General features: G+C 35.6%; 22 protein-coding genes. 12 read left to right on the plus strand and 10 right to left on the minus strand.

Going from position 1 to position 24,733, the window contains the following annotated elements:
* Window positions 1–168 precede the first annotated feature (168 nt).
* Together FEDK69T_RS12355 and FEDK69T_RS12360 are read left to right on the plus strand one after the other, a co-directional pair.
* On the plus strand, window positions 169–705 hold the full coding sequence (locus FEDK69T_RS12355) for a DUF2975 domain-containing protein (protein ID WP_023574506.1): 537 nt from the start codon (window positions 169–171) through the stop codon (window positions 703–705).
* A 3-nt stretch (window positions 706–708) separates the two neighbouring features.
* A complete protein-coding gene (locus FEDK69T_RS12360) occupies window positions 709–921 on the plus strand; it encodes a helix-turn-helix domain-containing protein (protein ID WP_035630866.1) in 213 nt (70 codons plus the stop codon).
* A 56-nt stretch (window positions 922–977) separates the two neighbouring features.
* On the opposite strand, the gene FEDK69T_RS15955 is transcribed toward FEDK69T_RS12360, so the two are convergent.
* The 6 genes from FEDK69T_RS15955 to FEDK69T_RS12390 all read right to left on the minus strand — a co-directional run bounded on the left by FEDK69T_RS15955 (window position 978) and on the right by FEDK69T_RS12390 (window position 7,106).
* Window positions 978–1,541 carry a DUF4256 domain-containing protein gene (locus FEDK69T_RS15955; RefSeq protein ID WP_023574508.1) on the minus strand — a complete coding sequence of 188 codons (564 nt, stop codon included), beginning with the start codon at window positions 1,539–1,541 and terminating at the stop codon, window positions 978–980.
* Between the two features lie 36 nt (window positions 1,542–1,577).
* Complete coding sequence (locus FEDK69T_RS12370) at window positions 1,578–2,207, minus strand: NAD(P)-dependent oxidoreductase (RefSeq protein WP_023574509.1); 630 nt, start codon at window positions 2,205–2,207, stop codon at window positions 1,578–1,580.
* Between the two features lie 43 nt (window positions 2,208–2,250).
* A complete protein-coding gene (locus tag FEDK69T_RS12375; RefSeq protein WP_023574510.1) occupies window positions 2,251–3,276 on the minus strand; it encodes a proline iminopeptidase-family hydrolase in 1,026 nt (341 codons plus the stop codon).
* Window positions 3,277–3,293: 17 nt separating this feature from the next.
* A complete protein-coding gene (locus FEDK69T_RS12380; RefSeq protein WP_035630871.1) occupies window positions 3,294–4,157 on the minus strand; it encodes a bestrophin family protein in 864 nt (287 codons plus the stop codon).
* A 61-nt stretch (window positions 4,158–4,218) separates the two neighbouring features.
* The gene (gene recG / locus FEDK69T_RS12385) at window positions 4,219–6,321 is read right to left on the minus strand and encodes an ATP-dependent DNA helicase RecG (protein WP_023574512.1); all 2,103 of its coding nucleotides are present in this window, start codon (window positions 6,319–6,321) and stop codon (window positions 4,219–4,221) included.
* Between the two features lie 53 nt (window positions 6,322–6,374).
* Entirely contained in the window at window positions 6,375–7,106 is a 732-nt protein-coding gene (locus FEDK69T_RS12390; RefSeq protein ID WP_035630883.1) for a Dph6-related ATP pyrophosphatase, read from the minus strand.
* A gap of 75 nt (window positions 7,107–7,181) precedes the next feature.
* Between FEDK69T_RS12390 and FEDK69T_RS12395 the strand changes: the two genes are divergently transcribed.
* A complete protein-coding gene (locus FEDK69T_RS12395; RefSeq protein ID WP_023574514.1) occupies window positions 7,182–9,248 on the plus strand; it encodes a M1 family metallopeptidase in 2,067 nt (688 codons plus the stop codon).
* A 62-nt stretch (window positions 9,249–9,310) separates the two neighbouring features.
* Window positions 9,311–9,808: a hypothetical protein gene (locus tag FEDK69T_RS12400; protein WP_023574515.1), complete on the plus strand. Its 498-nt coding sequence runs from the start codon at window positions 9,311–9,313 to the stop codon at window positions 9,806–9,808.
* A 389-nt stretch (window positions 9,809–10,197) separates the two neighbouring features.
* Here FEDK69T_RS12400 and FEDK69T_RS12405 read toward each other — a convergent pair whose 3' ends face one another.
* Window positions 10,198–10,716: a DUF7935 family protein gene (locus FEDK69T_RS12405; RefSeq protein WP_023574517.1), complete on the minus strand. Its 519-nt coding sequence runs from the start codon at window positions 10,714–10,716 to the stop codon at window positions 10,198–10,200.
* 99 nt (window positions 10,717–10,815) lie between these two features.
* Here FEDK69T_RS12405 and FEDK69T_RS12410 point away from each other — a divergent pair, with 99 nt between their 5' ends.
* From FEDK69T_RS12410 to FEDK69T_RS12445, 8 genes are all read left to right on the plus strand, one after another.
* A complete protein-coding gene (locus FEDK69T_RS12410; protein ID WP_023574518.1) occupies window positions 10,816–11,988 on the plus strand; it encodes a carboxypeptidase-like regulatory domain-containing protein in 1,173 nt (390 codons plus the stop codon).
* A gap of 90 nt (window positions 11,989–12,078) precedes the next feature.
* Window positions 12,079–13,257 carry a carboxypeptidase-like regulatory domain-containing protein gene (locus tag FEDK69T_RS12415; RefSeq protein WP_023574519.1) on the plus strand — a complete coding sequence of 393 codons (1,179 nt, stop codon included), beginning with the start codon at window positions 12,079–12,081 and terminating at the stop codon, window positions 13,255–13,257.
* Window positions 13,258–13,377: 120 nt separating this feature from the next.
* Entirely contained in the window at window positions 13,378–15,708 is a 2,331-nt protein-coding gene (locus FEDK69T_RS12420) for an ATP-dependent helicase (protein ID WP_023574520.1), read from the plus strand.
* A gap of 145 nt (window positions 15,709–15,853) precedes the next feature.
* Window positions 15,854–16,972, plus strand: a complete 1,119-nt coding sequence (locus FEDK69T_RS15540) for a hypothetical protein (RefSeq protein ID WP_051385140.1) — start codon at window positions 15,854–15,856, stop codon at window positions 16,970–16,972.
* Window positions 16,973–17,122: 150 nt separating this feature from the next.
* Window positions 17,123–17,743: an L-threonylcarbamoyladenylate synthase gene (locus FEDK69T_RS12430; protein WP_035630888.1), complete on the plus strand. Its 621-nt coding sequence runs from the start codon at window positions 17,123–17,125 to the stop codon at window positions 17,741–17,743.
* A gap of 359 nt (window positions 17,744–18,102) precedes the next feature.
* Window positions 18,103–18,387, plus strand: a complete 285-nt coding sequence (locus FEDK69T_RS12435; protein ID WP_035630891.1) for a hypothetical protein — start codon at window positions 18,103–18,105, stop codon at window positions 18,385–18,387.
* A 597-nt stretch (window positions 18,388–18,984) separates the two neighbouring features.
* On the plus strand, window positions 18,985–20,436 hold the full coding sequence (locus FEDK69T_RS12440) for a DUF1214 domain-containing protein (RefSeq protein WP_023574525.1): 1,452 nt from the start codon (window positions 18,985–18,987) through the stop codon (window positions 20,434–20,436).
* A gap of 145 nt (window positions 20,437–20,581) precedes the next feature.
* Complete coding sequence (locus FEDK69T_RS12445) at window positions 20,582–21,622, plus strand: methyltransferase (protein ID WP_023574526.1); 1,041 nt, start codon at window positions 20,582–20,584, stop codon at window positions 21,620–21,622.
* Window positions 21,623–21,756: 134 nt separating this feature from the next.
* On the opposite strand, the gene FEDK69T_RS12450 is transcribed toward FEDK69T_RS12445, so the two are convergent.
* The 3 genes from FEDK69T_RS12450 to FEDK69T_RS12460 all read right to left on the minus strand — a co-directional run bounded on the left by FEDK69T_RS12450 (window position 21,757) and on the right by FEDK69T_RS12460 (window position 24,731).
* Window positions 21,757–22,590: an OmpA/MotB family protein gene (locus FEDK69T_RS12450; RefSeq protein ID WP_023574527.1), complete on the minus strand. Its 834-nt coding sequence runs from the start codon at window positions 22,588–22,590 to the stop codon at window positions 21,757–21,759.
* 80 nt (window positions 22,591–22,670) lie between these two features.
* Window positions 22,671–23,663: a glycosyltransferase family 2 protein gene (locus FEDK69T_RS12455; RefSeq protein ID WP_023574528.1), complete on the minus strand. Its 993-nt coding sequence runs from the start codon at window positions 23,661–23,663 to the stop codon at window positions 22,671–22,673.
* The gene (locus tag FEDK69T_RS12460) at window positions 23,664–24,731 is read right to left on the minus strand and encodes a MauE/DoxX family redox-associated membrane protein (RefSeq protein ID WP_023574529.1); all 1,068 of its coding nucleotides are present in this window, start codon (window positions 24,729–24,731) and stop codon (window positions 23,664–23,666) included.
* Window positions 24,732–24,733: the final 2 nt, after the last annotated feature.

Raw genomic sequence — 24,733 nt, forward strand, 5'->3', positions numbered from 1 at the left:
CATTGTTACTAATGACGTAACTTAACCTGATAATATGATAATTCAACTTCTGAATATACAAATTAATCTAAAAATATCTACATTGCTATTTTGACAAATAATGTATTTTTATTGTTTATCAATAAATTTTTATTAAATTTGTGATGTAATTTTAAATTTGAAACAATTATGTCAACAAAGAATAACTTCGTATTTAATGGCTTACTTGTTATTGCTTGGGTAATCTTCGTAGGCTTATCCATTGAAGCAGGAGGCTTGGTGGTCAATTTCATATTCAGCCTATTCAAACCTGAATTTGTGCAAAATCTGTATCAGAAGCTGGACTTAAGTGAAATGTATAATCGTAGCAAATGGGCATTTTTTGTTATGTATACTTTTATTTTGAGCATTGCTGTTTTGAAAGCATACCTGTTCTGTATAGTTATCAGGCTTTTACACAAAATTAATTTATCAAAACCATTCACCAGCTTTGTTTCGGAACAGATATCAAAGATGAGTCACTACACTTTTTCAATTGGAATCTTGAGTTATGTAGCCAGACAAACAGCCAAAAACTTGCAGCATCGTGGTTATGCTATTGACAACCTAAACCAGTTTTGGGTCGACAGTGAAGCATTTATCTTAATGGCGGCTGTAATCTATGTTATTGCAACAATTTTTGCAAAAGGAATTGAAATCCAAAACGAAAACGATTTAACTGTATAGACTATGCCAATCATTGTAAACTTAGACGTGATGATGGCAAAACGTAAAATTTCTCTGAATGAACTTTCTGAAAGAGTTGATTTGACATTATCCAATCTTTCTATTTTGAAAACCGGAAAGGCAAAAGCAATCCGGTTTAGCACATTAGAGGCGATTTGTAAAGCCTTAGACTGTCAACCCGGTGACATTTTAGAATATGTTAGTGATGACAAATAAATAACGAACAGCTAATGGCTGTCTTATTAAGGATTCATCGGGGTTTCTTTTCGAATTTATACTCTTAAAGAGCCTCGAAATCCTCTGGCAGCATAATATGATTCTGCACCATTGTGATACAGGAAGACTGTACCATAACGGAAATCGCAGAAAACAGCACCGCCAAGTTTTCGGATATCGGCAGGTGTTTTCACCCAGCTCGATGTTTTTGAGTCGAATTTTCCAAATTTATGCAGTTCGCGGTATTCTTCTTCCGTTAACAGTTCAATCCCTATGGAAGCGGCCATGTCAAGTGCGCTGTCTGCCGGTTTGTATTCTTTTCGTGAGTCAAGGGCAGCACGGTCGTAGCACAGGCTTCTTCTGCCTTTAGGACTTTCTGCGGAACAATCATAAAAAATATATTCGTCTGTATTTTTATTATAACCAACTACATCAGGTTCGCCTCCTGTTTGTTCCATTTCATTTAGTGACCAGAGTTTAATGGTATTGGCTTCCAATTTTGCTTGTACTTTATTCCATTCAAGGCCTTCATGACGGCTCATGTTTTTTTCGAAACGTGTTTTTAGTGTTTTAAACAGTTCTTCGCGTTGTTTCGGAGATAATTCTTTTTCGTTTGCCATTTTTGTAATGTGTTAATTTGATTAGAGAATATTGGGTTAATACATAATTCGGGGTTTCTGCTTAATATATAAGCCTTGTTCTGCTACAGAGAGCATAAATTCGGATAAATCTTTTCGGGATATTGTAAACAGTAACGAATTTGGTAAAATAGCTTCACCAACATTGTATTCACCAATGAATTTGCCATTGGTTAATTTGGGAGCTCGCACAATGGTCCAATCCAAATCACTGCTCTCAATTATGTTTTCCTTGATTTTATGGTCTTGAGTTGCCTTGCTCAATATAAGAGGCATTATATAATTCACTAAGAATCCCAATCCTTTTTTGTTGTCGTCCACTCCAATAAATGAGAGATAAACAAATCGTTTTACAGATTTTGTGTCCATTGCCTTAACAATGTTTTTAATTCCCGTTATCAGGGCTGGATCATGTATAAAAGGTGTTTTGGCTCCTAATGCACAAATGACAGCATCCTGATTTTCAATGGAGCGTTCAACAGCATTTGTATCGGTTACATCACCCTTAAAGACAGTTAAATTTGGATGATGTAAATGAAAATTTTCAGGAGTCCTTACAAAGGCTGTAACCTGATGTCCTTTTTCTAAAGCCTGTTGGGTTAATTGTAAACCTGTTAAACCCGACGCGCCAAATATCAGTATTTTCATGATTTTTAGGATTTAAAAAAGATGAGCCATTAATGTTCAAGGCTTATTTCTTAAGAAACGAAATCAAACCCTTAAAATAAACTTCCTGATCGTCATAAAAGTCCATGTGGCTTCCTTTCGGACAGAACAGGTAAGTACCTTTTTTAACCGATTTTGCCATTTGCTCCATATGCTTCGGATCCATGGTGTCGTAACGTGCACCAATAACGAGAGTCGGAATGGTAATGCTTTTTAAATCTGGCTGGCGGTTCCATTTCTCAAGTTTACCGGAAATACCAAATTCGCTGGGCCCCTGCATGGTCACATAAAGCGACTGGTTCATTTTTCCAAACGAACGCTGTACCGGTTCCGGCCAATCTTTTGCAGGCATACGCAAAATATGTTTCTCATAAAAATTTGGCATCAGCAATTCCATGTAGCGCGGATTGGAAAAATCGCCTTTCTCTTCAATGGCTCTCAGTTCTTTCAATACATCCGGATCCAACTGTTTGGCAAGAACTTCATCGGCATATTTTCCGTAGGCAACGGCATCCGACATCATATTGGAAATGATTAACCCTTTCATATTATTCTGGTACTTCATGGTATATTCCATAGCCAGAATTCCGCCCCAAGAGTGTCCCAATAAATAAAAATTGTCTTTGTTGAGGTTAAGGGATTTACGAACCTGTTCTACTTCTTCCACATAACGTGGCAAATCCCACAGGGAAACGTCTTTAGGATTGTCTGAATTTCCACATCCCAATTGATCATAATAGATGAACTCAATTCCTTCTGCCGGCAGAAAACTTTCGAAACATTCGAAATATTCATGAGTGGCTCCAGGGCCGCCGTTCAATAAAAGTACTTTGGTTGTAGGATTGTTTCCAAAGCGTTTTGTCCATACTTTAAATGTACCTTTCGGGGTCTCAATCGGAATTATCTGAATACCTCCAGTTTGAATTGAATCATTACTTTTTTGAAAATAAGGATTCATTTGGGCTGTTTGTTTTTCTGAAGTTTCCTTGCAGCTAAAGAAAAGCGGAGAAAGTGAGAGTGTAAGTAATAAAAGGGAACATTTTTTTATCATGGATTTTTCTTATAAAATTAAAGAATTTCCCCGACATGTTTTTTAATGTTCTCCGATATTTTTTTTGTTGGCAAATCATTTTCATCATCCCCAAACGGATCTTCAATTTCTTCGGCAATTAGCTCCAAACTAGCGAGTACATAAAAGATGAAAACCACAACCGGAACTACATAATAGCCTAATGTGAAAGCGTATCCGAAGGGCAAGGTCATCACATAAAAGAAGATGAATTTTTTAAGGAATGCACTGTAAGAGTAGGGAATAGGCGTGTTTTTAATGCGCTCACATGCACCGCATATATCGGTAAACGATTGAATTTCAGAATTGAGAATGATTAATTGATCACCGGTTATTTTTCCTGAGTTGTACAAATCATTGATCTTTTCAAACATCATTTTAGCTACCTGATTTGGTCTGTGTTTTTCATGATCGATTTTTAAATCAAGTCCTTCAAAAAGACTAAGCCCAGTTTCTTCGTTTTTCAGATGTTTGTTAAGAATGGAAGCGTACCCCGGAATAGCTTTTCTGAAATAAGCCCTGTCGTGTTCATCTCTTAAAATAACAGAAAGTTTCATGGCTAAATTTCGACTGTTGTTTACTAGGCTTCCCCACATTCTTCGGCCTTCCCACCATCTGTCGTAAGCGGTATTCGTTCTGAAGACCAACAGTAATGAAATTACAAAACCCAGCATTCCGTGCATGGCGCCTATATTTCTCACATAACTATTTTCAGGAAGATTTAAATAGCTGACTTCTAAATATCCAATGAAGCCTGAATAAATGCCAATAAAAATCATTAGCGGAAGTAAAAGCCTAAAAGTATCTGCCTTGTGAAATCTAAATATGAAAGTGATCCAGTCTTTTGTGTTATATTGTACCATATCTTGAGTTATGAGTTATCTCTGTCCTCTAATTTCTTGTGTCTTGTTTCTTTTCTCCAGTCTAACTAATGTAATTCCAAATCGATTTCTTCTTACCCAGCTCAATAAAAACTTTTCGCAATGTCTGATGTTCCGGTTTTTCCATTGCAGCGTCATCTTTTAAAAGCTTTATGGCGTGGTGACGGGCAAGCATTAAAACATCCTTATCTTTTACCAGATCGGCTATCTGTAAGTTTAAGACACCGCTCTGTTGTTTTCCCATTATATCTCCGGGTCCGCGAAGTTTTAAATCGACTTCCGCAATTTCAAAACCGTCATTTGTTGCACACATGGTTTCGATTCGGGTTTTGGTATCGTTGCTCAATTTATGTCCGCTCATTAAGATGCAATAACTCTGCTCGGCGCCACGTCCTACTCTTCCACGTAACTGATGTAATTGTGATAAACCGAAACGTTCTGCACTCTCAATAATCATCACGCTGGCATTGGGAACGTTAACGCCGACTTCAATAACCGTCGTCGCAACCATTATATTGGTTTTTCCTTCGGCAAAGCGTTTCATCTCGGCATCTTTTTCGGAAGGTTTCATTTGTCCGTGTACAATAGAAACGGAATATTGCGGTAACGGGAAATCCCTTGTGATTCCGTTATAACCATCCATTAAATCTTTATAATCCATTTTCTCCGATTCTTGGATTAGCGGATACACAATATAAATCTGTCTTCCCTTTGCAATTTCGTCTCTCAGGAATTTCCATACTTTCAGTCGGTTATTGTCATAACGATGTACGGTTTGGATTGGCTTTCTGCCTGGAGGTAATTCGTCAATAACGGAAACATCCAAATCACCATACAAACTCATCGCTAAAGTACGCGGAATAGGAGTGGCGGTCATTACCAGAACGTGTGGAGGAACTTCATTTTTTTTCCACAACTTACTGCGCTGCTCCACGCCAAAACGATGCTGCTCATCAATAATTGCCAGACCAAGATTTTTGAATTGCACCTTGTCTTCCAGCAAAGCATGTGTACCGATTATGATGTGCAGACTGCCGTTTTCAAGTTCTTCATGGATGATTTTTCTATCTGAAGTTTTAGTTGAACCGGTTAATAGTTTTATGTTGAGGTTTAGTTCTTTGGCTAATTCTGTTATACCAACAAAATGCTGTGAGGCAAGAATTTCCGTGGGCGCCATTAGACAAGCCTGAAAACCGTTATCGATAGCTAAAAGCATGCTCATCAATCCGACGATGGTTTTTCCGGAACCAACATCACCCTGAAGTAATCGGTTCATTTGCGCATTGCTGCCTAAATCATTTCGGATTTCTTTCAGTACTTTTTTCTGGGCATTGGTTAAATCAAACGGAAGATGACTGTTGTAGAATGTCGTAAAATAATCGCCTACTTTCTCAAACGGATGGCCTTTGATTTTATGTTTACGGATGAGGTTCTTGGTAATCAGTTGCAGCTGAATGAAAAACAATTCTTCAAATTTTAAGCGGAATTGCGCTTTGGCCAAAAGCTCCTGACTTTTCGGAAAATGAATGTTGAACAAGGCAGCGTTCTTCGGAATCAGTTTTAATTCTTCGAGTAAATAAGTCGGCAGGGTTTCAGTGAATAATGAATGTGTTTCAATAAACAACTGCTGCATCATTTTATTAATGACTTTGTTCGAAATACCTTTATTGGCTAATTTTTCCGTACTCGGATAAACAGGTTGCATGGCCGATCGTAAACTCGCTTTGTGTTCTTCAACTAATTCCATTTCCGGATGTGCCATGTTGAACAATCCGTTAAAGGAAGTCGTTTTCCCGAAAATCACGTAAGGTGTGTTTATTTTCAGGCTTTCGCGTATCCATTTTTGCCCTTGGAACCAAACCAGTTCCATTTCGCCTGTATCATCAACAAAAGTGGCTACCAGACGTTTTCCTTTTTTCTGCTCGACAGTTTTGATATGAATCACTTTACCGACGATCTGAACCTCTGAATTGCTGTTTTGCAGTTCGTTGATTTTGTAATACCGCGTACGGTCGATGTAACGGTTCGGATAAAGATTGATTAAATCGCCGTATCGATGAATGTTCAGTTCCTTACGCAACAAATCCCCACGCTGAGGACCAACGCCTTTCAGATATTCAATGGGAGTGTCAAGTAAGTTATTCATTTTGGCTTGTAAAAAGTAAAGCGAATATAAAACTTAATTTTTCAAATGAAAAGTTATTTCGGAATCAAATCACAATACCAAAATCCGTAATCAAAAGCGCTGTCATCTGTATCACAAGCGGTATTGGATGATTCTTTTTTAGGTTTCTCGTATTTACGATACACAATTTCTCCGATTTCAAAATCGATTGGTTTGGAGAAAATCGGCCCGTCAAAAGTAAACGTGTGGAATTCTCCGTTTTCTCCGCAAACATCAACATCATCAGGTAAATCGGCTATGAATTGCTCATCGATAACTCTTCCAACAAAACTTTTATCTAGATTTCGTTCGTTTACACAGGTTACTATTGTTTTGAAGCCCAAATCCAGAAATTCATGGATCAGTTCTCTCGTGTCAATTTTCCATAGCGGAAAAACGCCTTCCAATTGCATTTCGGCTAATTTATCTTCTCGGTATTTTCGTAAATCTTCCAGGAAAATGTCGCCAAAAACAGAAAGGGTAACACCTTTTTCTTTGAAATGATTCAGCGTCTGTCTCATAACATCTTCATAAACTTCCATGGTAGGCATTTCGGGAATTTCCATTTTATAAAGCGGTAATCCGATGCTTTCGGCTTGTTGTTCCAAAAGTTCAGCGCGAACACCATGCATGGAAATCCGATTGTATTGTTTGTTTACGCTTGTTAGAAGCGAAACGATTTCCATATCGGGATTCTGAAGGATTTTATATAAGGCCAGAGCCGAATCTTTTCCGCTGCTCCAGTTAAAAAGGGCTTTCTTTTTCAAATCTTGTAATTTGGAAGTAAACATACAAAAAAGTCCGAAATTCCTTTGTATTTTTGGGATTCTTATAAATTCACCATGAAATATTTTTTACTGATTATCACTTCATTCGCTTTTGCACAGCAAACTAAAAAAGTCGATTTTATTTCGTTAAACGCCAATTTGAATCCAAATTCAATTGAAAAATCCATCAGTGGAAATATAGCTTATGATTTTGTAGTGAAATCAAAAACGGATACCATTAAAATTGATGCGATCCGAATGGAATTCAGTGATGTAAAAATCAATGGTAAATCAGTACAATTTAAAAACTCAGGAAAAGCATTAAATCTTTTCGAAGGTTATAAGAAAGGAAAAAACAAACTGGAATTTTCTTATTCGGCAAAACCGAAGCAAACCATGTATTTTGTTGGTGATTTTTCAACGGGTTCCGGACAAATTTGGACGCAGGGACAAGGGAAATATACGTCACATTGGTTGCCTAGTTTTGACGACGTAAACGAAAAAGTGATTTTTAATATCTCGACGCAGTTCAGAAATGATTTTACCGTTTTATCGAACGGTGTTTTAAAAAACACCAGCATGAATTCAAAGGGAAATTTGAAAACCTGGAATTATCAGATGCAAAAACCTATGAGTTCTTATTTGGTAATGTTGGCCATTGGGAAGTTTGTAAAGAAAACGGAAACTTCAAAATCAGGAACACCATTGGAATTTTATCTGAGAGAAGAAGACAAAGATAAATTCTCAACAACCTATAAATTTTCAAAAGAGATTTTTGATTTTTTTGAAAAAGAAATAGGGGTGAAGTATCCTTGGGAAGTATACCGCCAGGTTCCTGTTATGGATTTTTTATATGCCGGAATGGAAAACACAACTTCAACGATTTTTGCACAGGATTTTGTAGTGGATGAAATTGGGTTTAATGACCGAACTTACATGAATGTAAATGCGCACGAACTAGCCCATCAGTGGTTTGGCGACATGGTTACGGCCCAAACGGGAAAACACCATTGGCTGCAGGAAGGTTTTGCAACCTATTATGCATTATTGGCCGAAAAGGAACTCTTTGGCGAAGACCATTTTAACTTCGAATTGTACCAGACGGCAGAAACATTGCAAAGAGCTGCGAAAACGGATACGATTCCGCTACTAAATGAAAAAGCAAGTTCGCTTACGTTTTATCAGAAAGGAGCTTGGGCGCTGCATAATCTGAGAGAACAAGTTGGTGATAAAAATTTCAAAAAGGCTGTCAAACGATATTTAAAGAAATACAGATTCGAAAATGTGAATACGGATAATTTTTTGGCTGAGATTAATAAAGTTTCCAAATACGATGCCAATCTCTTTAGGAAAAACTGGTTGCAAGCATCCGGATTTCAGGTGAATGAAGCATTGGCTATTCTGAAGAAAAACAAATTCATGTCGGATTATCTTAATTTGGTAGAGCAGTCGGAAGTACCTTTTTCAGAAAAGAAAGCCCGTTTTGAAGCCATTTTAAATTCTGATGCTTTTTATCCTATGAAAGAGGAAGTTGTTTATCAGATGACAGAAGTTCCTTTTGAGGAGAAAAAAGACTTGTTGCTAATAGCTATGAAATCGGATAATAGTAAAATCAGACAAGCTATTGCTGTTACGATGAAACAAATTCCGCTTGATTTCAAATCAGAATACATGACCCTACTGAATGATCATTCTTATTTTACAAGGGAAGTAGCTTTTAAAAATGTAATGGCACAATTTCCAGAAGATCGGTTTTCTGTATTAGAACAAACGAAAGACTGGGGTGGCTTCAGTGATAAGAATTTACGAATTGCCTGGTTGACATTGGCTTTGGCTACACCGGACTATCAAGAAGAGAACAAGGTGAAGTTTTATGATGAATTACTAAGATATACTACACCGAATTTTGAAGCCAACACAAGACAAAACGCCATTGTGAATTTATTATTTCTTAATAAAGCCGATAAAAACGTATTGCCTAATCTGGTAAACGGATTAACCCATCCTAAATGGCAGTTTACTAAGTTTTGCCGCGAAAAAATCAGGGAAATGCTGAAACAGGATACATTCAGAAAGTATTTCCAGGAGTTGTTGCCTACATTGCCTGAAAACGAAAAAACACAACTGCAACGATTATTTTAGTTTTTTTTAACAAATTTATCAGGATAAAATCCTACATTTATAAAAATGTAAAAAGATAATATATGAAAAAACACTTAAAGTATTTTGCCGTTTTACTAATTACTGTTTTTGCAGTAAGCTGTGATTCTAACGATGACAATTCAAGAAATGACAATTCAAGCAATGATAGTAGCGAATATATTTCATATAAGATAGATGGTGGAGAAACCGTTTTTGCAAATGACATATCATGGGCAGGCCCAATTCCAATTAACGAAGGAGGATTAGGAACTGAATTATGGGTCGTAGGTAATCTCGCAAATGGAGGAATCATTAAAATAAGTGGAGACGTATGCGCTCCAGGAGTTTATACAACAGCCACACATCATTTCGGTATTGACGGTCCGTTTGGAGGTGTATATGCTGTTGGCGGAGATACGCCAGCAAACACAATGTCCTTTAATTTAACCAATCATGGTAATTTAGGAGAATATATCGACATGACTTTTAGCGGTACATATACCAATCAAACAGGAACGCATACCTTAAATGGTACTGTTCATGTTATAAGAAATCATTAATGAAAAAGCCCCGAATTTTTTGGGGCTTTTTTTATTTATATACTTCTATTTATATACTTTGGTTATCTTTCAGATGAATGGTAATACAAAAAACAAAAAAACTCCAAAACTAATTCTGGGATTACGACCAACTTTGCTTGAAAACGAAAAAGTGCAGCTACAAAAATTATTGTAAGAATTGTACGCAACCAATTTCTTGTGAATGCATCTTTTTAATAGAGAAAATTAATTAATGAAAATTGTTTTTTGAAAGTCCAAGTAAGTATTGGAAGATTTTGAGATTGTATTCAGACGAAAAACGAAGCATACCGATGAACCGTATAAGTGTTATAATGTAATTATAAAAGGTTATTTATAATAAAAAAGCCCCGATAATCAGGGCTCTTAGTTTATCCTAGAATTTCTGTGATTTCATTTTTTATGAAAGACAGCGCTAAAACGGTAGGGGATTGCTTTTCCAATAAATCCGTTAAGAGTTTTTCGCGCAATTTGTCCGCATTTTCAACTTGTAAAGTTGTTTTTCGGATGGTTTGAATAATGGTGTTTTTTGCTGTAAGGATAATGTTCCAGCACTCGTCTGAAATATAAACCTGTTGTGTTAAATTATGTTCAAATTCCTGTTCGATATGATGAATCAATAAAGACTCATAATCATTCTTATCGATAGAAAGAGGAGCAACACGAACCAACAGTTTTCCGGGGTTAATACGCTCTAAAAATAAAGCCATGCGCTCATAAGCCTGTAAACGTAAGGGTAAAGCCGTTTTTTGGGATTCTTTGTGTAAAAGGAAACGTCTTCTGCCTTCTTCGTTTTTTAAATAAGAATTAAAAATGTAATAAGCTACACCTCCTGTTACAATTGAGGGAAGTGTGTAAGCTGCGATATCAATTATTTTAGAATAATCCATTTTTTGGGTTTAATTTTTTGCAAAAGTATAAGATTAACGGAATTCAGGATATATCCTTGCAATCTTTTTCGTTAATTTTGTTAATAACAAGGTAAAAATATGAAAAAGTTATTACTGGTCTTTATGTTTTTTATGCATTTAGGGGTTTTTTCACAAAACGTTGAAATTGTTGTTGCCTTAAAAGACTATGAAACCAATCTTCCGATCGAAGATGCTTCTATTACGGTACTTAACACCAATCAGGGACTGGTAAGTAATAAAGACGGTATTTTTAAAATTTCCTTGGATAAACCTTCAAAGATCCAGATTTCACATGCATCCTATAAAACGATTGTGGTTAATTCGGCTTCATTGAAATTGAAGGAAAATATAATTTATATGGATCGGAATACTAAAACTTTGGAAGAAGTTATCATAACCACAAAACATCCTCAGGAAATTTTAAAGAAATTGATCGAAAATTCCTCTGATAAACTAACGATTCCAGTAAATCTTAAAGTTTATGTCCGTGAATTCTTTAAGAAAAATGATAAGTATACATCATTTAACGACGGACTTTTAAATTTTTACATTCAAGGAAGGCCTACTAACGTAAAGACCGATATACTGGTGGAACAAAATCGTTTTTATGGGTTAATTAATGATGAAATTGATGAAAGTACATTAGGATACAATTTAAACGATATAATCGGTAACTACTATGAATTCAAATACCTTGAAAAAGTAGTGGAGGCTTATTCGAAGAAAAAATACGATTACGAAATAAAAACATTTCCAAATAATCAGGATTATTACATAATGAATATCAGGCCGTTGCCAAATATTGAAGGTTATTTCCCTGATTTCTATATAGTTTACGATTATAAAAAGAGCATCATAATCGAAATCAATTCCTCAGTACTAACGGAACGTTATGAGTTTAAAGGGGTAACCGATTTTTTAGTGATTAAAGGAAAAATTTTTAATTCGGTTTTTAATGCTACCTATAAATATGACGGAAATAAGTATTACCTAGCCAGTTCAAAAGAAGAGATAGGTTTCAAGACAACCAATAAGAAAAAAGAAGAAGAACGCATTGAGGTGAAGAATTATCTGGTCACGACAAACTTCAGTACGAAACCGGTTCCTTATGATAAAAGTGATGTCTACAAAGAGAAATCGTTATTCAATAAACGAAATACCATACTAACCAATTACTGGGAATTCGATTCAGGGTTGACTCCGACGGAAGAAGAAAAACAGATAATTGAAAGTCTGGCTTCTAAATTATAACTCAAATAATTAAAAATTAACAACTTTTTATAATAATTTTCTTTTGTTCTGTTAAAAAAATATATTTCTTTGTAAGAAATTAATTATTTTATGAAACAGACAATAATCTTATTTTTAGTTAGTCTTTGGACAATCAAAACTTTATCTCAGGAAAAGAAAATTACAGTTATCCTTAAAAATGAAATAACAAAAGAAGTAGTTTCAGGGGCTTCTGTTAGCGTTGTAAATTCAAACCAAGGTGCTGTCAGCAATGAAGAAGGTGTTTTTCGTCTTTCCATAGATGCTCCTTCCGAAATAGTAATTACTCATTTAACCTATAAAACAAAAGTAATACCGTCTTCAGATTTAAAACAGGCTGAAACAATTGTCTTTCTTGAGGAAAACGATACCAAACTTGAGGAAATGATTATTTCCAAAACACCAATTTACCAGGTTCTTTCAGCATTGGTTGAAAATTCTGCTAAACGATTGACAATGCCTATCCATCTAAGTACTTATTGCCGTGAATTTGTGAAGAACTACGGAAACTATTCCCGATTTTCAGATGGTTTGGTGGACTTACATATTAAAGGAAAAGCAAAAAAAGTAGATATTGATGCTGTTGCACTTCAAAACAGATCTTATGGACTTAATGAAAAAGATCCTGCTTCAGAGCATTTAATAGGATTCAAGTTGGATAGGATTATTGAAAAGACCTATGAGTTTAGTGTGCTAAAAACGTTTTGCACAAAAAAAAGCCAGAAAGATTATGATTTTGAAATTAAGAGCAATCCTTCTGATGATAATGTTTATTTCATATATATAACTCCGAAGAAGGAAGCCGAAAAATTACTTTACGAAGCTAAAGTGGCTTATAACCGTTCACAAAAACTGATTTTATCAGTAGATATGAAAATAGCCGATTCCCATCTTCAATACTCAAAAGAAATGAATTTTATATTAATGAGAGCTTTGTTTAAGAAGGATGATTTTAAGGCTACTTTTAAATTTGAAAATGACAAATATTTCCTTGCCAATACTTTTGCTGATGTTCATTTTAAAGCTTGGAATAAAAGAGGAATGGATTATGATCTGGAAGCCAAGAATGCTTTTGTGGTTAAAAATTATGCTGATGAAAATTTTAGTTATGATAAAGAAGAGATCATGGATAATTCGGTACTTGCGCGTAATAAAAACAATATTAAATCCCAATACTGGGAATTTGATTCGGGTCTGACATTGACAATAGAGGAAGAGAAAATAGTCGAAAAATTGGCTTCCAAATCTTAAAAAATGTAACGTTAAAAGGCATTCAAAACTTGAATGTCTTTTTTTTATGGTTATTTTTGTAGATTATAATTTCAATAACCAAGAAATCCAGTTATTTTGAAAGTCAGTGATTCAAATAAAATGCAACAGATAATAAATCAGCTTAACGAAGCTCAACGTGCGCCCGTACTGCAAAAAGACGGACCAATGATAGTGATTGCGGGTGCCGGTTCCGGAAAAACACGTGTGCTTACGGTTCGTATTGCCAATCTAATTCATCAGGGTGTTGATGCTTTCAATATCTTATCGCTTACGTTTACCAATAAAGCGGCACGTGAGATGAAAAAACGTATTACCGACATCGTAGGCCCTGAAGCCAAAAATCTTTGGATGGGAACCTTTCACTCGGTTTTTGCCAAGATTTTGCGTATTGAAGCCGATAAATTAGGATATCCAAGTAATTTCACCATTTATGATGCCCAGGATTCTGTGCGCCTGATCGGACAAATTATTAAGGAGATGCAGCTGGATAAGGATGTCTACAAACCAAAACAGGTTTTCGGCCGGATTTCATCCTATAAAAACAGTCTGATAACCGTTAAGGCTTACTTCAACAATCCGGAATTACAGGAAGCCGATGCGATGAGCAAAAAACCGCGCATGGGTGAAATTTACAATCAGTATGTGGAGCGTTGTTTTAAATCCGGAGCCATGGACTTTGATGATTTGTTATTGAAAACAAATGAATTATTAAATCGTTTTCCAGATGTTTTGGCGAAGTATCAGGATCGTTTCCGTTATATCCTTGTGGATGAGTATCAGGATACCAACCATTCACAGTATCTGATTGTTCGCGCTTTATCCGACAGGTTCCATAATATCTGTGTGGTAGGTGATGATGCGCAGAGTATTTATGCTTTCCGCGGAGCGAATATCAATAATATTTTAAACTTTCAGAAGGATTATGAAGGTGTTCAGACGTATCGATTGGAACAGAATTACCGTTCGACCAGAAATATAGTTGAAGCCGCCAATACAATCATCGACAAGAATAAAACCAAGTTAGATAAAGTGGTTTGGACCGCGAATGATTTCGGTCCGAAAATTAAAATCCACCGCAGTTTAACTGATGGGGAAGAAGGTCGTTTTGTAGCTTCCACCATTTTTGAAGAGAAGATGCAAAAGCAGATGATGAACGGACAGTTTGCTATTTTGTACCGTACCAACGCCCAATCACGAGCAATGGAAGATGCTTTGCGCAAAAGGGATATTCCGTACCGAATTTACGGAGGATTGTCGTTCTATCAGCGCAAGGAAATCAAAGACGTGTTGTGCTATTTGCGTTTGGTCATTAACCCGAAAGACGAAGAGGCATTGATTCGCGTAATTAATTATCCGGCGAGGGGAATTGGTAATTCGACTATTGAGAAACTAACGGTTGCGGCCAATCATTACAAGCGTTCCATCTTCGAAGTTATGGAACACATTGAAAAAATCGATTTGAAGCTGACATCGGGAACTAAAAATAAATTGCAGGATTTTGTAATGATGATTAAGAGTTTTCAAGTCATCAACGAAAATCAAGATGCTCTTTATCTGACCGATCATGTAACCAAGAAAACCGGTTTAATTCAGGAACTAAAAAAGGATGCCACTCCGGAAGGTATTGCCCGTATTGAGAACATCGAAGTTTTAATGGGAGGTATCAAGGATTTCATCGAAGGACAAAAAGAAGTTGACGGTGCCCGTGGTGCCTTATCTGAATTCTTGGAAGATGTGGCTTTGGCAACTGATTTGGATAATGATACCGGTGATGACGACCGTGTAGCATTGATGACCATTCACTTGGCAAAAGGATTGGAATTCCCAACGGTTTTTATCGTAGGTATGGAAGAAGATTTGTTCCCGAGTGCGATGAGTATGAACACTCGAAGCGAACTGGAAGAAGAACGCCGATTGTTTTATGTAGCCTTAACCCGTGCGGAACACCAAGCGTACTTAACATACGCACAATCGCGTTACCGTTGGGGAAAACTTGTTGACAGCGAACCATCGCGTTTTATAGAAGAAATAGATCCGCAGTATTTGGAATATTTAACACCAGTAGAAACGAATTACCGTTATAAACCGATGATTAATACCGATATTTTTGGAGATGTAGATAAATCGAAACTTCGTTTGACAAAGCCTGTTGCTGGGACACCTCCGAAATATATTACAAGTAATGAGCCAAAACCTGACTTTAATATTCGTAAATTGAAGCCAGTTTCGGGTTCCGCGCCAAGCGGTAAAGCCAATTTGTTTGACGGTAATTTGGCGATAGGGAATATCGTAATGCATGAACGATTCGGAAAAGGACAAATCCTGAATTTGGAAGGAGCAGGGGCAGACAAAAAAGCAGAAATCAAATTTGAAGTAGGAGGAATCAAGAAGTTGTTGTTGCGTTTCGCGAAGCTGGATGTGATTGGGTAAAAAGTATATATCATGTTTTAGTCACCTGTAAGCTCTTTTAACGAATGTATATTTTGAAAATTTTATTAAAGTTATTTTTTTAATACTATTTTTCTTCTAATTTCGTTTTGAATTGTAGTAACAGAATATTTAAAACAATCCTTTTATGATAGCTGCCCAAACTTTAAAACAAAGCAAATGGTTTACAAAACTTTCATTAAGTTTTTTGTCTATAGTTGGAGCAGTTAATTTGTTACTGTTTATAGTATTGCCACTTTTGCCTTTTAAGTTGTCAAAATACATTCTGCCAATTGGTTTAATTATGTTGGCTTTGTCAATTGTTTTTTCAATTGTTTTTTCAATCTATTGGCATTATAAAGAGAAAAGTAACTCGTTTAACTCTGAGAAGTGCCATGTTTGGTTAACCACGCTGTTGCGTTATTGGCTGGCTGTACAAATAGCTACATTTGGTTTTGAGAAAATTTTGGGCGTAAACTTTGCTCATTCTTATCATGCTGATGATGCTTTGACAAGTACTTTAAACGGGCAAGAACTAACCTGGATTTATTATAGTTATTCTTACGGACTTTCGTTGATTGTGGCTTTTTTTCAAATAGTTGGAAGTTATCTATTATTGTTCAGACGGACTATTCTTATAGGTGTTTCATTGTTACTCCCAGTGATGTTTAATATCGTATTGATTAACCTATTTTATGGGATAGGTATAGTAGTCGCATTTACTGCAATTTCAATGACATTAGGTTTGATTTATTTATTATATCAGAGAAAAGAGGAGATAATTTCTTTCTTCAAACGATACGAAATAGGATTACCAACTATAGGGAATTCAACTATACGCAATAGCATAAGAGTTGTATGCATACTACTACCTATATTTTTTATCACTTATTATAAGAGTAATGTATATGCTTCATCAAAGTATTTTGGTAAGTGGGAAGTAGAAACTATGAAACGAAATGGATCTGTTATTCCTGAAAAAGCTTGGGAAAAAGATACTTTAGCTTGGAAAAATATCTATTTCGAAGAGCGTGGGAAATTGTATTGTACACCTAATCCTTATAAATATGATGACGATGTATCCATTTTGTTTAAATATGAATACAATGAAGATAAAGATGCAATAAGAGTTATATCATATGAGAAAAACCCTCAGCAACCAGATACAATTCCTGTTCAAATAAATAAGTTTAAAGGTAATTCGATGGAATGGAATATGGTTTTTTATAAAGATACCATTCAAATGCAATTAAAACGGGAAAATTAAGTAGTTTTCAATAATTAATTAAAAACAAAGCTTTGTCAAAAAGAATAGAGAAAGCTCTTTTAGAAAGTATTGTAAGAAGTTAGAAAAAGCTTTAACTTTAATAATTATAAATGCTTAAAGCGAATTGCTTATGGCTTAATGCTGAAAACAATGGCACAATTCATTAAAATTTACCCGGAAAACCCAAGTGAAAAGGAAATTGCTAAAGTGGTAAAAACACTTCGCGATGGTGGTTTAATAATCTATCCGACTGACACGGTTTATGGTTTGGGATGCGACATCACCAATACGAAAGCTTTGGAGCGCATTGCCAAAATTAAAGGCGTGAAACTGGAAAAAGCTAATTTCTCTTTTGTCTGCCATGATTTAAGTAATATTTCCGATTATGTGAAGCAGATTGATACGTCGACCTTCAAAATCCTGAAAAGAGCATTGCCGGGACCTTATACCTTCATCCTTCCCGGAAATAATAATCTTCCGAAAGAATTTAAAAAGAAAACTACGGTAGGTATTCGTGTGCCGGATCATGAAATTGCATTGGAAATTGTGCGTCACCTTGGAAATCCAATTGTTTCCACTTCAATTCATGATGACGATGAGGTTATTGAGTATACTACTGATCCCGAATTAATCTTTGAAAAATGGCAAAACCTTGTCGATTTGGTTATTGATGGCGGTTATGGTGATAACGAAGCATCAACTATTATTGATTTATCGAATGGTGAGCCTGTTGTTGTTCGTGAAGGAAAAGGAAGTTTGGATATTTTATAAGAATTAGTAAAGAGCTATTTATATAAAAAACGTCTTGAAATTCAAGGCGTTTTTTATTAAATGTTTATAGTTACTGAAACTAACTGACCGCAAAACTGATTTTACATATATTAAAAAGAAATCAAATCCTAGAAGATTTCATCTGATGCAAAAGAATATATTTTTCTAACCACCTAATTTTTCTTGTAAAATAAAACATCTCTAAATAAAATATAGTTTTTATAAATAAAAAGTACTTTGTATTTCAAAGTTTATTAAATTTGTGTAGAGAAAATTGAAGATGAATGATTTACAATTTAAATAAGGGTCATTTTAGTTCTGTTTTCATGGAAAATTATTTCAAATCAAAATTTAAAATTATGCAAAACAAAAGGCTTTTAGGAATTGTGCTAGCGGTAGCAGTTTTACTGTTTATTCCGTTTACAGCAATGCAGTTTACTGATGAAGTAAATTGGACTTTATTTGATTTTATTGTTGCAGGAGTCTTATTGCTGGGAACTGGTCTGATGTGCGAATTTGTAATAAGGAAAGTAGCCAAAACCGAACATAGAATAGCTCTCTGTGGAGCTGTTTTGGCAGTGCTCGTCCTGATTTGGATCGAATTGGCTGTTGGTATCTTCGGAACGCCATTCGCAGGATCATAGCGGGAAGGCAGAATTCAGAAATTGAAATTAAAATCATAACTCAATAACCGACAATTAGTTCTTGTCGGTTTTTTTATTTGTTACAACGATTAATTTATAGATTACAAAAAGGATTACAAAAATTTGCATGATATTACACTAATGTATTGAAAAAGAGAAGAGAAAAACTGCTCGTCATTCTGATTATGAGTATGAGAATCAATACTGCAAAAGAGCGAGGTTTAATTACTGAAATCGTTATTTATTAATTGGTAGATAGTAATTTACCTACGGGACTGCCGATGGTCAATGTACATAATAGGGTGTCGATGTTCGGCCAGTTAAAAAAACTTATGTATATAGATGGCGTAATATAAGGTACGCCAATGAATCGCATTTGTATGCTTACCGACTACATGAAGGCGGAACAAAAAGTTGTTGCCTGACCCAACCAGGATGTAGTGTATGGAACAGGTACGATCGGAAACCGCCTGCTGTAATGAAAGTGAAATAGATTGATGATGTAAATGTGACAACCTTTTGAAACAGAGATAGGTGAGAAGTTGGTTGTTAGTCTTGCGTGTTTTTTAAGAATAAACCAATACATAATAAACTGTAATGAAAAATATCCTTCTTTCATTTTTTCTTATTTTGCTTTTGATAGGTTGTAATAAGAAGCAAAAAGAACAAACAAATACTGATGCACCTATACAATCAGCAGCAAATACCTTTAGACCGGCAAATATTCAGGAAGAAATGATTTACAGCCGTGCATTGACAGCGGCAGTATGGAGCATGCCTGTGGTAAATTACCAGCTTATGTATCAGGAGATGGCCACTAAGCTTAAAGGAGATTTTAATCAGATTGTTATTTGGCCGAAACTTTTGGATTGGAAAAATCAAACACTTACCCCAAATCCCGATGTCATCTATCTCATGCCTTTTTTCAATACAAAAGATGTTGGGCCTATTGTTTTGGAAATTCCTCCTGCTGATAAGGGAGTGTTGAACGGAAGTGTAATGAACTATTGGCAAGCAGCTATTGAAGATGTAGGGCCTGGTGGAGTTGATAAAGGTAAAGGAGGGAAATACCTGTTTCTCCCTCCGGATTATGACGTAAATAAGGTTCCGAAAGGTTATATCCCGCTCGCTTCTAATACGTACCAGGGTTATGCTCTAATCCGTTCGGTCCTTAAAAGCGGCAGCGCTGTTGATGTTATAGCAGCTATCGAATATTCAAAACGAATCAAACTTTACCCTTTATCACAGGCAAGCCAATCACCGCAAACTACTTTTTTGGATGCAAGCAATGTGGTGTATGATTCTTCCATCCCATATGATATTAGGTTTTTTAAATCGCTAAATCTTATGGTTCAAGCCGAGCCATGGCTTGAGCGTGATAAGGCAATGATTGATCTTTTAAAAACTATTGGTATTGAAAGAGGGAAACCTTTTAATCCTAAACCACGAACAGTGGAAATTCTAAACCATGCAATCAAAGCTGCAAAAGCATGGCTTGATGTTAACTATGAATCGATGCCAAGATATTATATAGACGCTCATTGGTTTTTCCCGGCCACGGAGGAAACACATCAGAGCATCATAAACGATTTCAAAGTTCCTGATTCATACCCCGTAGATAATCGTGCAGTGATTTATACAATGGCTTTTTTCAGTGCCAAACATATAGGGGAGTCGCAATATTATTTGATGACGTTAAAAGATATAGATGAAAAACCGTTAGAAGGCAGCAAGCACTATAAATTGAATGTGCCGGCAAACGCACCGGTAAGCCAATATTGGTCGATGACGGTATATAACCGAGATACACATACCTTCATCCGAAATGCAAAATGGATGGGACGTTCCTCGCAAACTCCCGGTATCAAGACAAACGATGACGGCTCCGTGGATATTTACTTCGGACCAACGCCTCCGCCAAGTGGCGAATCGAACTGGATTCCGACGGATTCTAAAGGACAATTCGAAGTGCTCGCACGTTTTTACGGCCCTAAGAAAGCCTTGTATGATAAATCATGGAAGTTGGGAGATATTGAGGAAGTGAATTAATGAACGTCGAATTACGCTAAGATTCAGAATGACTATTGACAACATTTATGAAGAAGAATAGAATCTTATACTGAATATCACATAAGAAGTAAATAGGATCAGCTTAAAACGTTAAAAATAAGTAACAACAAATATTTAAAATTATATGAACAACACACAAAATCATCCGACCCCTGAAAGTATCCTTCAGATTGCCTCAGGCTTTTGGGCTTCAAAAATTCTTTTGAGCGCAGTAAAATTTCAAATCTTCACAACTCTTGCCGAACGAAAAAGTATGTCGGCCGGCGAAATCAAATCGCTTTTAGGCTTTAAGTGTTCCGACAGGAATGTGTGTGATTTTCTAGATGCGCTAACAGCCTTTGGTTTCTTGAACCGTGAAGGTATATTGGAAACAGCGAAATACAGCAATAATGCTGATGCCGACTTTTTTCTTGATAGAAACAAACCCTCTTATATAGGAGGATTACTTGAAATGTTAAATAATAGGCTGTATGGTTTTTGGGGGAATCTTGAAGAAGGACTGCTAACAGGAAATCCTCAAAATGAAGCGATTCAGGGAGAAAATCTTTTTGATAAACTGTATGCAGACCCGGCAAGGTTGGAAGAGTTTATTCAGGCCATGAGCGGTGTTCAGATGGGAGCATTTATGGCATTGGCCCAAAAACTGGATTTTTCAAAATCCAAAACACTTGTGGATGTTGGGGGGTCGGCAGGAATATTGTCGTTGATGGTTGCCAAGCACCAGCCGAACATGAACTGTATTACTTGGGATTTACCTGCTGTTACACCGATTGCTGATCAAACCATTCAGAAATTCCAGCTTCAGGATCGTGTTAAAACAGCGCAAGGGGATTTCTTTAAAGACGAATTTCCGAAAGCCGATATTGTAACCATGGGTAATATTCTTCATGACTGGGATGAGGAAACTAAACTGATGCTCATGAAAAAAGCGTATGATGCTTTGCCTGAAGGGGGGGTTTTTGTAGCTGTTGAAAACGTAATAGACGAAAACAGAAATAAAAATGCTTTCGGGTTGATGATGAGCCTTAACATGCTGATAGAAACAGGAACAGGATTTGATTATACGCTCGCTGATTTTAATAAATGGGCAACTCAAGTAGGTTTTAAATCGACGTCGATGATTCCATTAGCGGGGCCTACAAGTGCGGCGATAGCGGTCAAATAGTCGATTCTGTTTTTCAATTGAACGATTGGTATTTGAAGAGCCAATCATCAATCCAACTAAACAAATTAAAAAAAGAGTTTCTATTGAAACTCTTTTTTTAATTCTTATCAGAATAAATCTTACTGACGGTATATTTATTTGCCCAAAGTCTTCATCTCTTTCTCAAGCATATCATAGAATTGATCTATTTTTGGCATGATGATGATTCTTGTTCTTCTGTTTTTAGCGCGGTTAGCCGGCGTGTCATTTTCAAAAAGCGGAATGTAATAGCTTCTTCCGGCAGGGATTAACTGCTTCGGATTTACACCTAAGTCTTTTTGTAAAACTCTCACGATGGATGTTGCTCTTTTAACAGATAAATCCCAGTTGTCCAACAATACTGCATTTTTAATAGGCACGTTGTCTGTGTGGCCTTCTACCATGCACTCAAAATCAGGTTTGCTGTTGATTACTTTGGCTACTTTACCCAAAACACCTTTAGCTCTGTCGCTTACTTCATAACTTCCTGATTTGAATAAAAGATTATCGGCAATGGAAATCATTACCACTCCTTTTTCTACATTGATGTTAATGTCCGGATCGTCAATACCCACTTCTCGTTTTAAACTTGTTACCAAAGCCAATGTAACACTGTCTTTTTTGGTTAAAGCATCCTGTAAACGAGATATTTTTAAATCTTTTTCTTTTAAACTTTCCAGTGATTTTTCAAGATTTTGAGCACCTTTTGTAGTCAAAACAGTCATTTCTTTGGAACTGTTGATCAGATCGGTGTTGGTTTTCTTTAAATAATCGTTCTGATTGTTTAATGCTTCCTTCTCAGTAAGGCAAGTGTTCAGTTTAACGGTACAAGTATTCAGTAAATCCTGAATTTCTTTGTTTTTAGCTTCCAGCTCTGCTATTTTCTTCTTGGTTCCGCAAGATGTCAGCGATAGGCCAACAACAGAAAGTAAAATAAATAGTTTCTTCATGATTAATGATTTTTTTAAAGGTATTAACAAAGTTACTTACTTATTAAAAATGTTTTAAAATTTAAAATGATAAACAAATGTTAAAGATTAACATCAAAAATCTTACCATTTTTAAAGTAGTAACGGTATACAACTGATTTTATTCTATAATAATCTTTGGACTGAAAAGCGTCTCTTTTCTTTAAAAACCTGAACATCTGTACATAAAAGTAATAATGTGCAACTAAAACGGCCCACAAATGTTTAGGTTTTCCTTGAAGAAGAAAGCGTATTCCTGCAACTCCGTCAAGACACATGCGGATGAAAAGCGTTGGAAACAAATGCGAAGACGGAAGATTTTTAAGCATCATCCAAACTGAGTTTCTAAAATTCAGGAATGTTTTTCTCGGGCTCCCGGCGTCCAAAGTAGCTCCGCCGACATGATATACTGTGGATGAACCACAATATTTAATGCTGTATCCTTTGTTGTAGGCCCGCCAGCAAAGATCGATTTCTTCCTGATGAGCAAAAAAATCAGGATCAAAACCTTTCAATTCCCTGAAAATCTCTTTTCGGATAAAAAAACAGGCTCCGGATGCCCAGAATATTTCAATCGTGTCATTATACTGCCCATTGTCTTTTTCCAACGTTTCAAAGATACGGCCACGACAATACGGAAAACCATATTTGTCAATAAAACCACCAGCAGCACCGGCATATTCAAAATAAGCCTTGTTCTTAAAATCCAATAATTTCGGCTGGATAATTGCAGTACTTGGCTCGTTTTTGAATAAACTGATAATTGGCTGTAACCAGTTTTCGGTTACTTCTATGTCCGAATTGACCAAAGCATAGATTTCTTCCTCAACAAATTGTAAGGCCTCATTATATCCTTGTGCAAATCCAAAATTCGCTTTGTTTTCAATAATGGTAACCGAAGGAAAATTATTTTTAATATAGGCAACAGAATCATCGCTTGAAGCATTGTCGGCTACATATATTTTTGCTTCAGGGGAATACTGAATGACTGATGGTAAAAACTGCTCTAAAAGTTTAACACCGTTCCAGTTTAGAATGACTACTGCTACTTTCATTTAATATTCGATTACAGTTGTTGCCCCTTTTTTATTTGTTGAATAAGAAGCAAGATACTGATTGATTTTATTATATATTCTCGTTTCAGGATAAATCATAATTCCTTTGTAATCATATGCCCAACTACTTATATAAACAAAATATTCTGAATTGTATTTTGTTATATATGGTTTGATTTCTCGAGGTAATTTTTTTAGTAAGGTTGTATCATTAATGCGAATAGTGGCATATTTGGGCTTTCCGGATAATATGCTGAATGATAAAAAATGATCCCAATGACCAAACAGGTTAAAAATAGGCAATAAAATAACTAAAATAGTTATGAATGTCTTTTTATAAGTCGGAGCAATTAAAGTCTTGAGCGAAGTTTTATCGGAATAAATTACTAAAGCAATCGTTGAAATCATTAATATGTTAACAGGGATAACATTGTATCCTGTTTTCATTAATAATAATGCCGTTATAATAATGCCGTGCATTAAAATTAATAAGATACAACCTAATTTTCGGGTTGTTTTAGAAAGCAATAATAAACCAAAACCAGCTTCAAGAAATGGAACAGCATAAGTAAATGCTACCCTAAAAAAATAAGGAACAAAAGGGATCCTTTTGTTTAAGCCGCCTAACCAAACATTTAAAAAATGCTCATTGTATTTATGGATTCCGCTCCAGAAATAAATACCAAAAAATAATAGAATTATTGCCATCCGTGTCTCTTTATCATTTTTTGCAAAAGAATGACAGAATAAAAGCAACATAAAAATATAAAATGTAGGCTGAAGTCTGTTGATATCTGAAAGAAAGAGATAGCTAAGTAATATCAATAAAAGTGATTGGACGTATTTATTTTGTTTTAAAGGAAATATTGTTAATAATAGAACAACAACCCCAAGAAAAATTTTGCTGGCAAATAAAGGGAGTATTGGGATTTTTTCAATTATTGGAATTAAAGGGAAGTGGTTGTTGGAAATCCAAAGATTTGGAAACATAAATATGCTAACTAAAAAAGCAAATGTAATTATGAAACGATTTATAATTAAATCATTTTGTTTATGAAGTATGATCATTT

Origin of the sequence: Flavobacterium enshiense DK69 (assembly GCF_000498495.1) — a bacterium.
GTDB lineage: Bacteria > Bacteroidota > Bacteroidia > Flavobacteriales > Flavobacteriaceae > Flavobacterium > Flavobacterium enshiense.

Excerpts from the sequence above, each read along its gene's own strand:
- FEDK69T_RS12380 (WP_035630871.1), bottom strand. The coding sequence starts at position 4,157 with ATGGTACAATATAACACAAAAGACTGGATCACTTTCATATTTAGATTT.
- FEDK69T_RS15540 (WP_051385140.1), top strand. The coding sequence starts at position 15,854 with ATGATAGCTGCCCAAACTTTAAAACAAAGCAAATGGTTTACAAAACTT.
- FEDK69T_RS12455 (WP_023574528.1), bottom strand. The coding sequence starts at position 23,663 with ATGAAAGTAGCAGTAGTCATTCTAAACTGGAACGGTGTTAAACTTTTA.
- FEDK69T_RS12450 (WP_023574527.1), bottom strand. The coding sequence starts at position 22,590 with ATGAAGAAACTATTTATTTTACTTTCTGTTGTTGGCCTATCGCTGACA.
- FEDK69T_RS12355 (WP_023574506.1), top strand. The coding sequence starts at position 169 with ATGTCAACAAAGAATAACTTCGTATTTAATGGCTTACTTGTTATTGCT.
- FEDK69T_RS12370 (WP_023574509.1), bottom strand. The coding sequence starts at position 2,207 with ATGAAAATACTGATATTTGGCGCGTCGGGTTTAACAGGTTTACAATTA.
- FEDK69T_RS12435 (WP_035630891.1), top strand. The coding sequence starts at position 18,103 with ATGCAAAACAAAAGGCTTTTAGGAATTGTGCTAGCGGTAGCAGTTTTA.
- FEDK69T_RS12430 (WP_035630888.1), top strand. The coding sequence starts at position 17,123 with ATGGCACAATTCATTAAAATTTACCCGGAAAACCCAAGTGAAAAGGAA.
- FEDK69T_RS12460 (WP_023574529.1), bottom strand. The coding sequence starts at position 24,731 with ATGATCATACTTCATAAACAAAATGATTTAATTATAAATCGTTTCATA.
- FEDK69T_RS12420 (WP_023574520.1), top strand. The coding sequence starts at position 13,378 with ATGCAACAGATAATAAATCAGCTTAACGAAGCTCAACGTGCGCCCGTA.
- FEDK69T_RS12360 (WP_035630866.1), top strand. The coding sequence starts at position 709 with ATGCCAATCATTGTAAACTTAGACGTGATGATGGCAAAACGTAAAATT.
- FEDK69T_RS12410 (WP_023574518.1), top strand. The coding sequence starts at position 10,816 with ATGAAAAAGTTATTACTGGTCTTTATGTTTTTTATGCATTTAGGGGTT.
- FEDK69T_RS12375 (WP_023574510.1), bottom strand. The coding sequence starts at position 3,276 with ATGATAAAAAAATGTTCCCTTTTATTACTTACACTCTCACTTTCTCCG.
- FEDK69T_RS15955 (WP_023574508.1), bottom strand. The coding sequence starts at position 1,541 with ATGGCAAACGAAAAAGAATTATCTCCGAAACAACGCGAAGAACTGTTT.
- FEDK69T_RS12405 (WP_023574517.1), bottom strand. The coding sequence starts at position 10,716 with ATGGATTATTCTAAAATAATTGATATCGCAGCTTACACACTTCCCTCA.
- FEDK69T_RS12445 (WP_023574526.1), top strand. The coding sequence starts at position 20,582 with ATGAACAACACACAAAATCATCCGACCCCTGAAAGTATCCTTCAGATT.
- FEDK69T_RS12400 (WP_023574515.1), top strand. The coding sequence starts at position 9,311 with ATGAAAAAACACTTAAAGTATTTTGCCGTTTTACTAATTACTGTTTTT.
- FEDK69T_RS12395 (WP_023574514.1), top strand. The coding sequence starts at position 7,182 with ATGAAATATTTTTTACTGATTATCACTTCATTCGCTTTTGCACAGCAA.
- FEDK69T_RS12415 (WP_023574519.1), top strand. The coding sequence starts at position 12,079 with ATGAAACAGACAATAATCTTATTTTTAGTTAGTCTTTGGACAATCAAA.
- FEDK69T_RS12440 (WP_023574525.1), top strand. The coding sequence starts at position 18,985 with ATGAAAAATATCCTTCTTTCATTTTTTCTTATTTTGCTTTTGATAGGT.
- recG (WP_023574512.1), bottom strand. The coding sequence starts at position 6,321 with ATGAATAACTTACTTGACACTCCCATTGAATATCTGAAAGGCGTTGGT.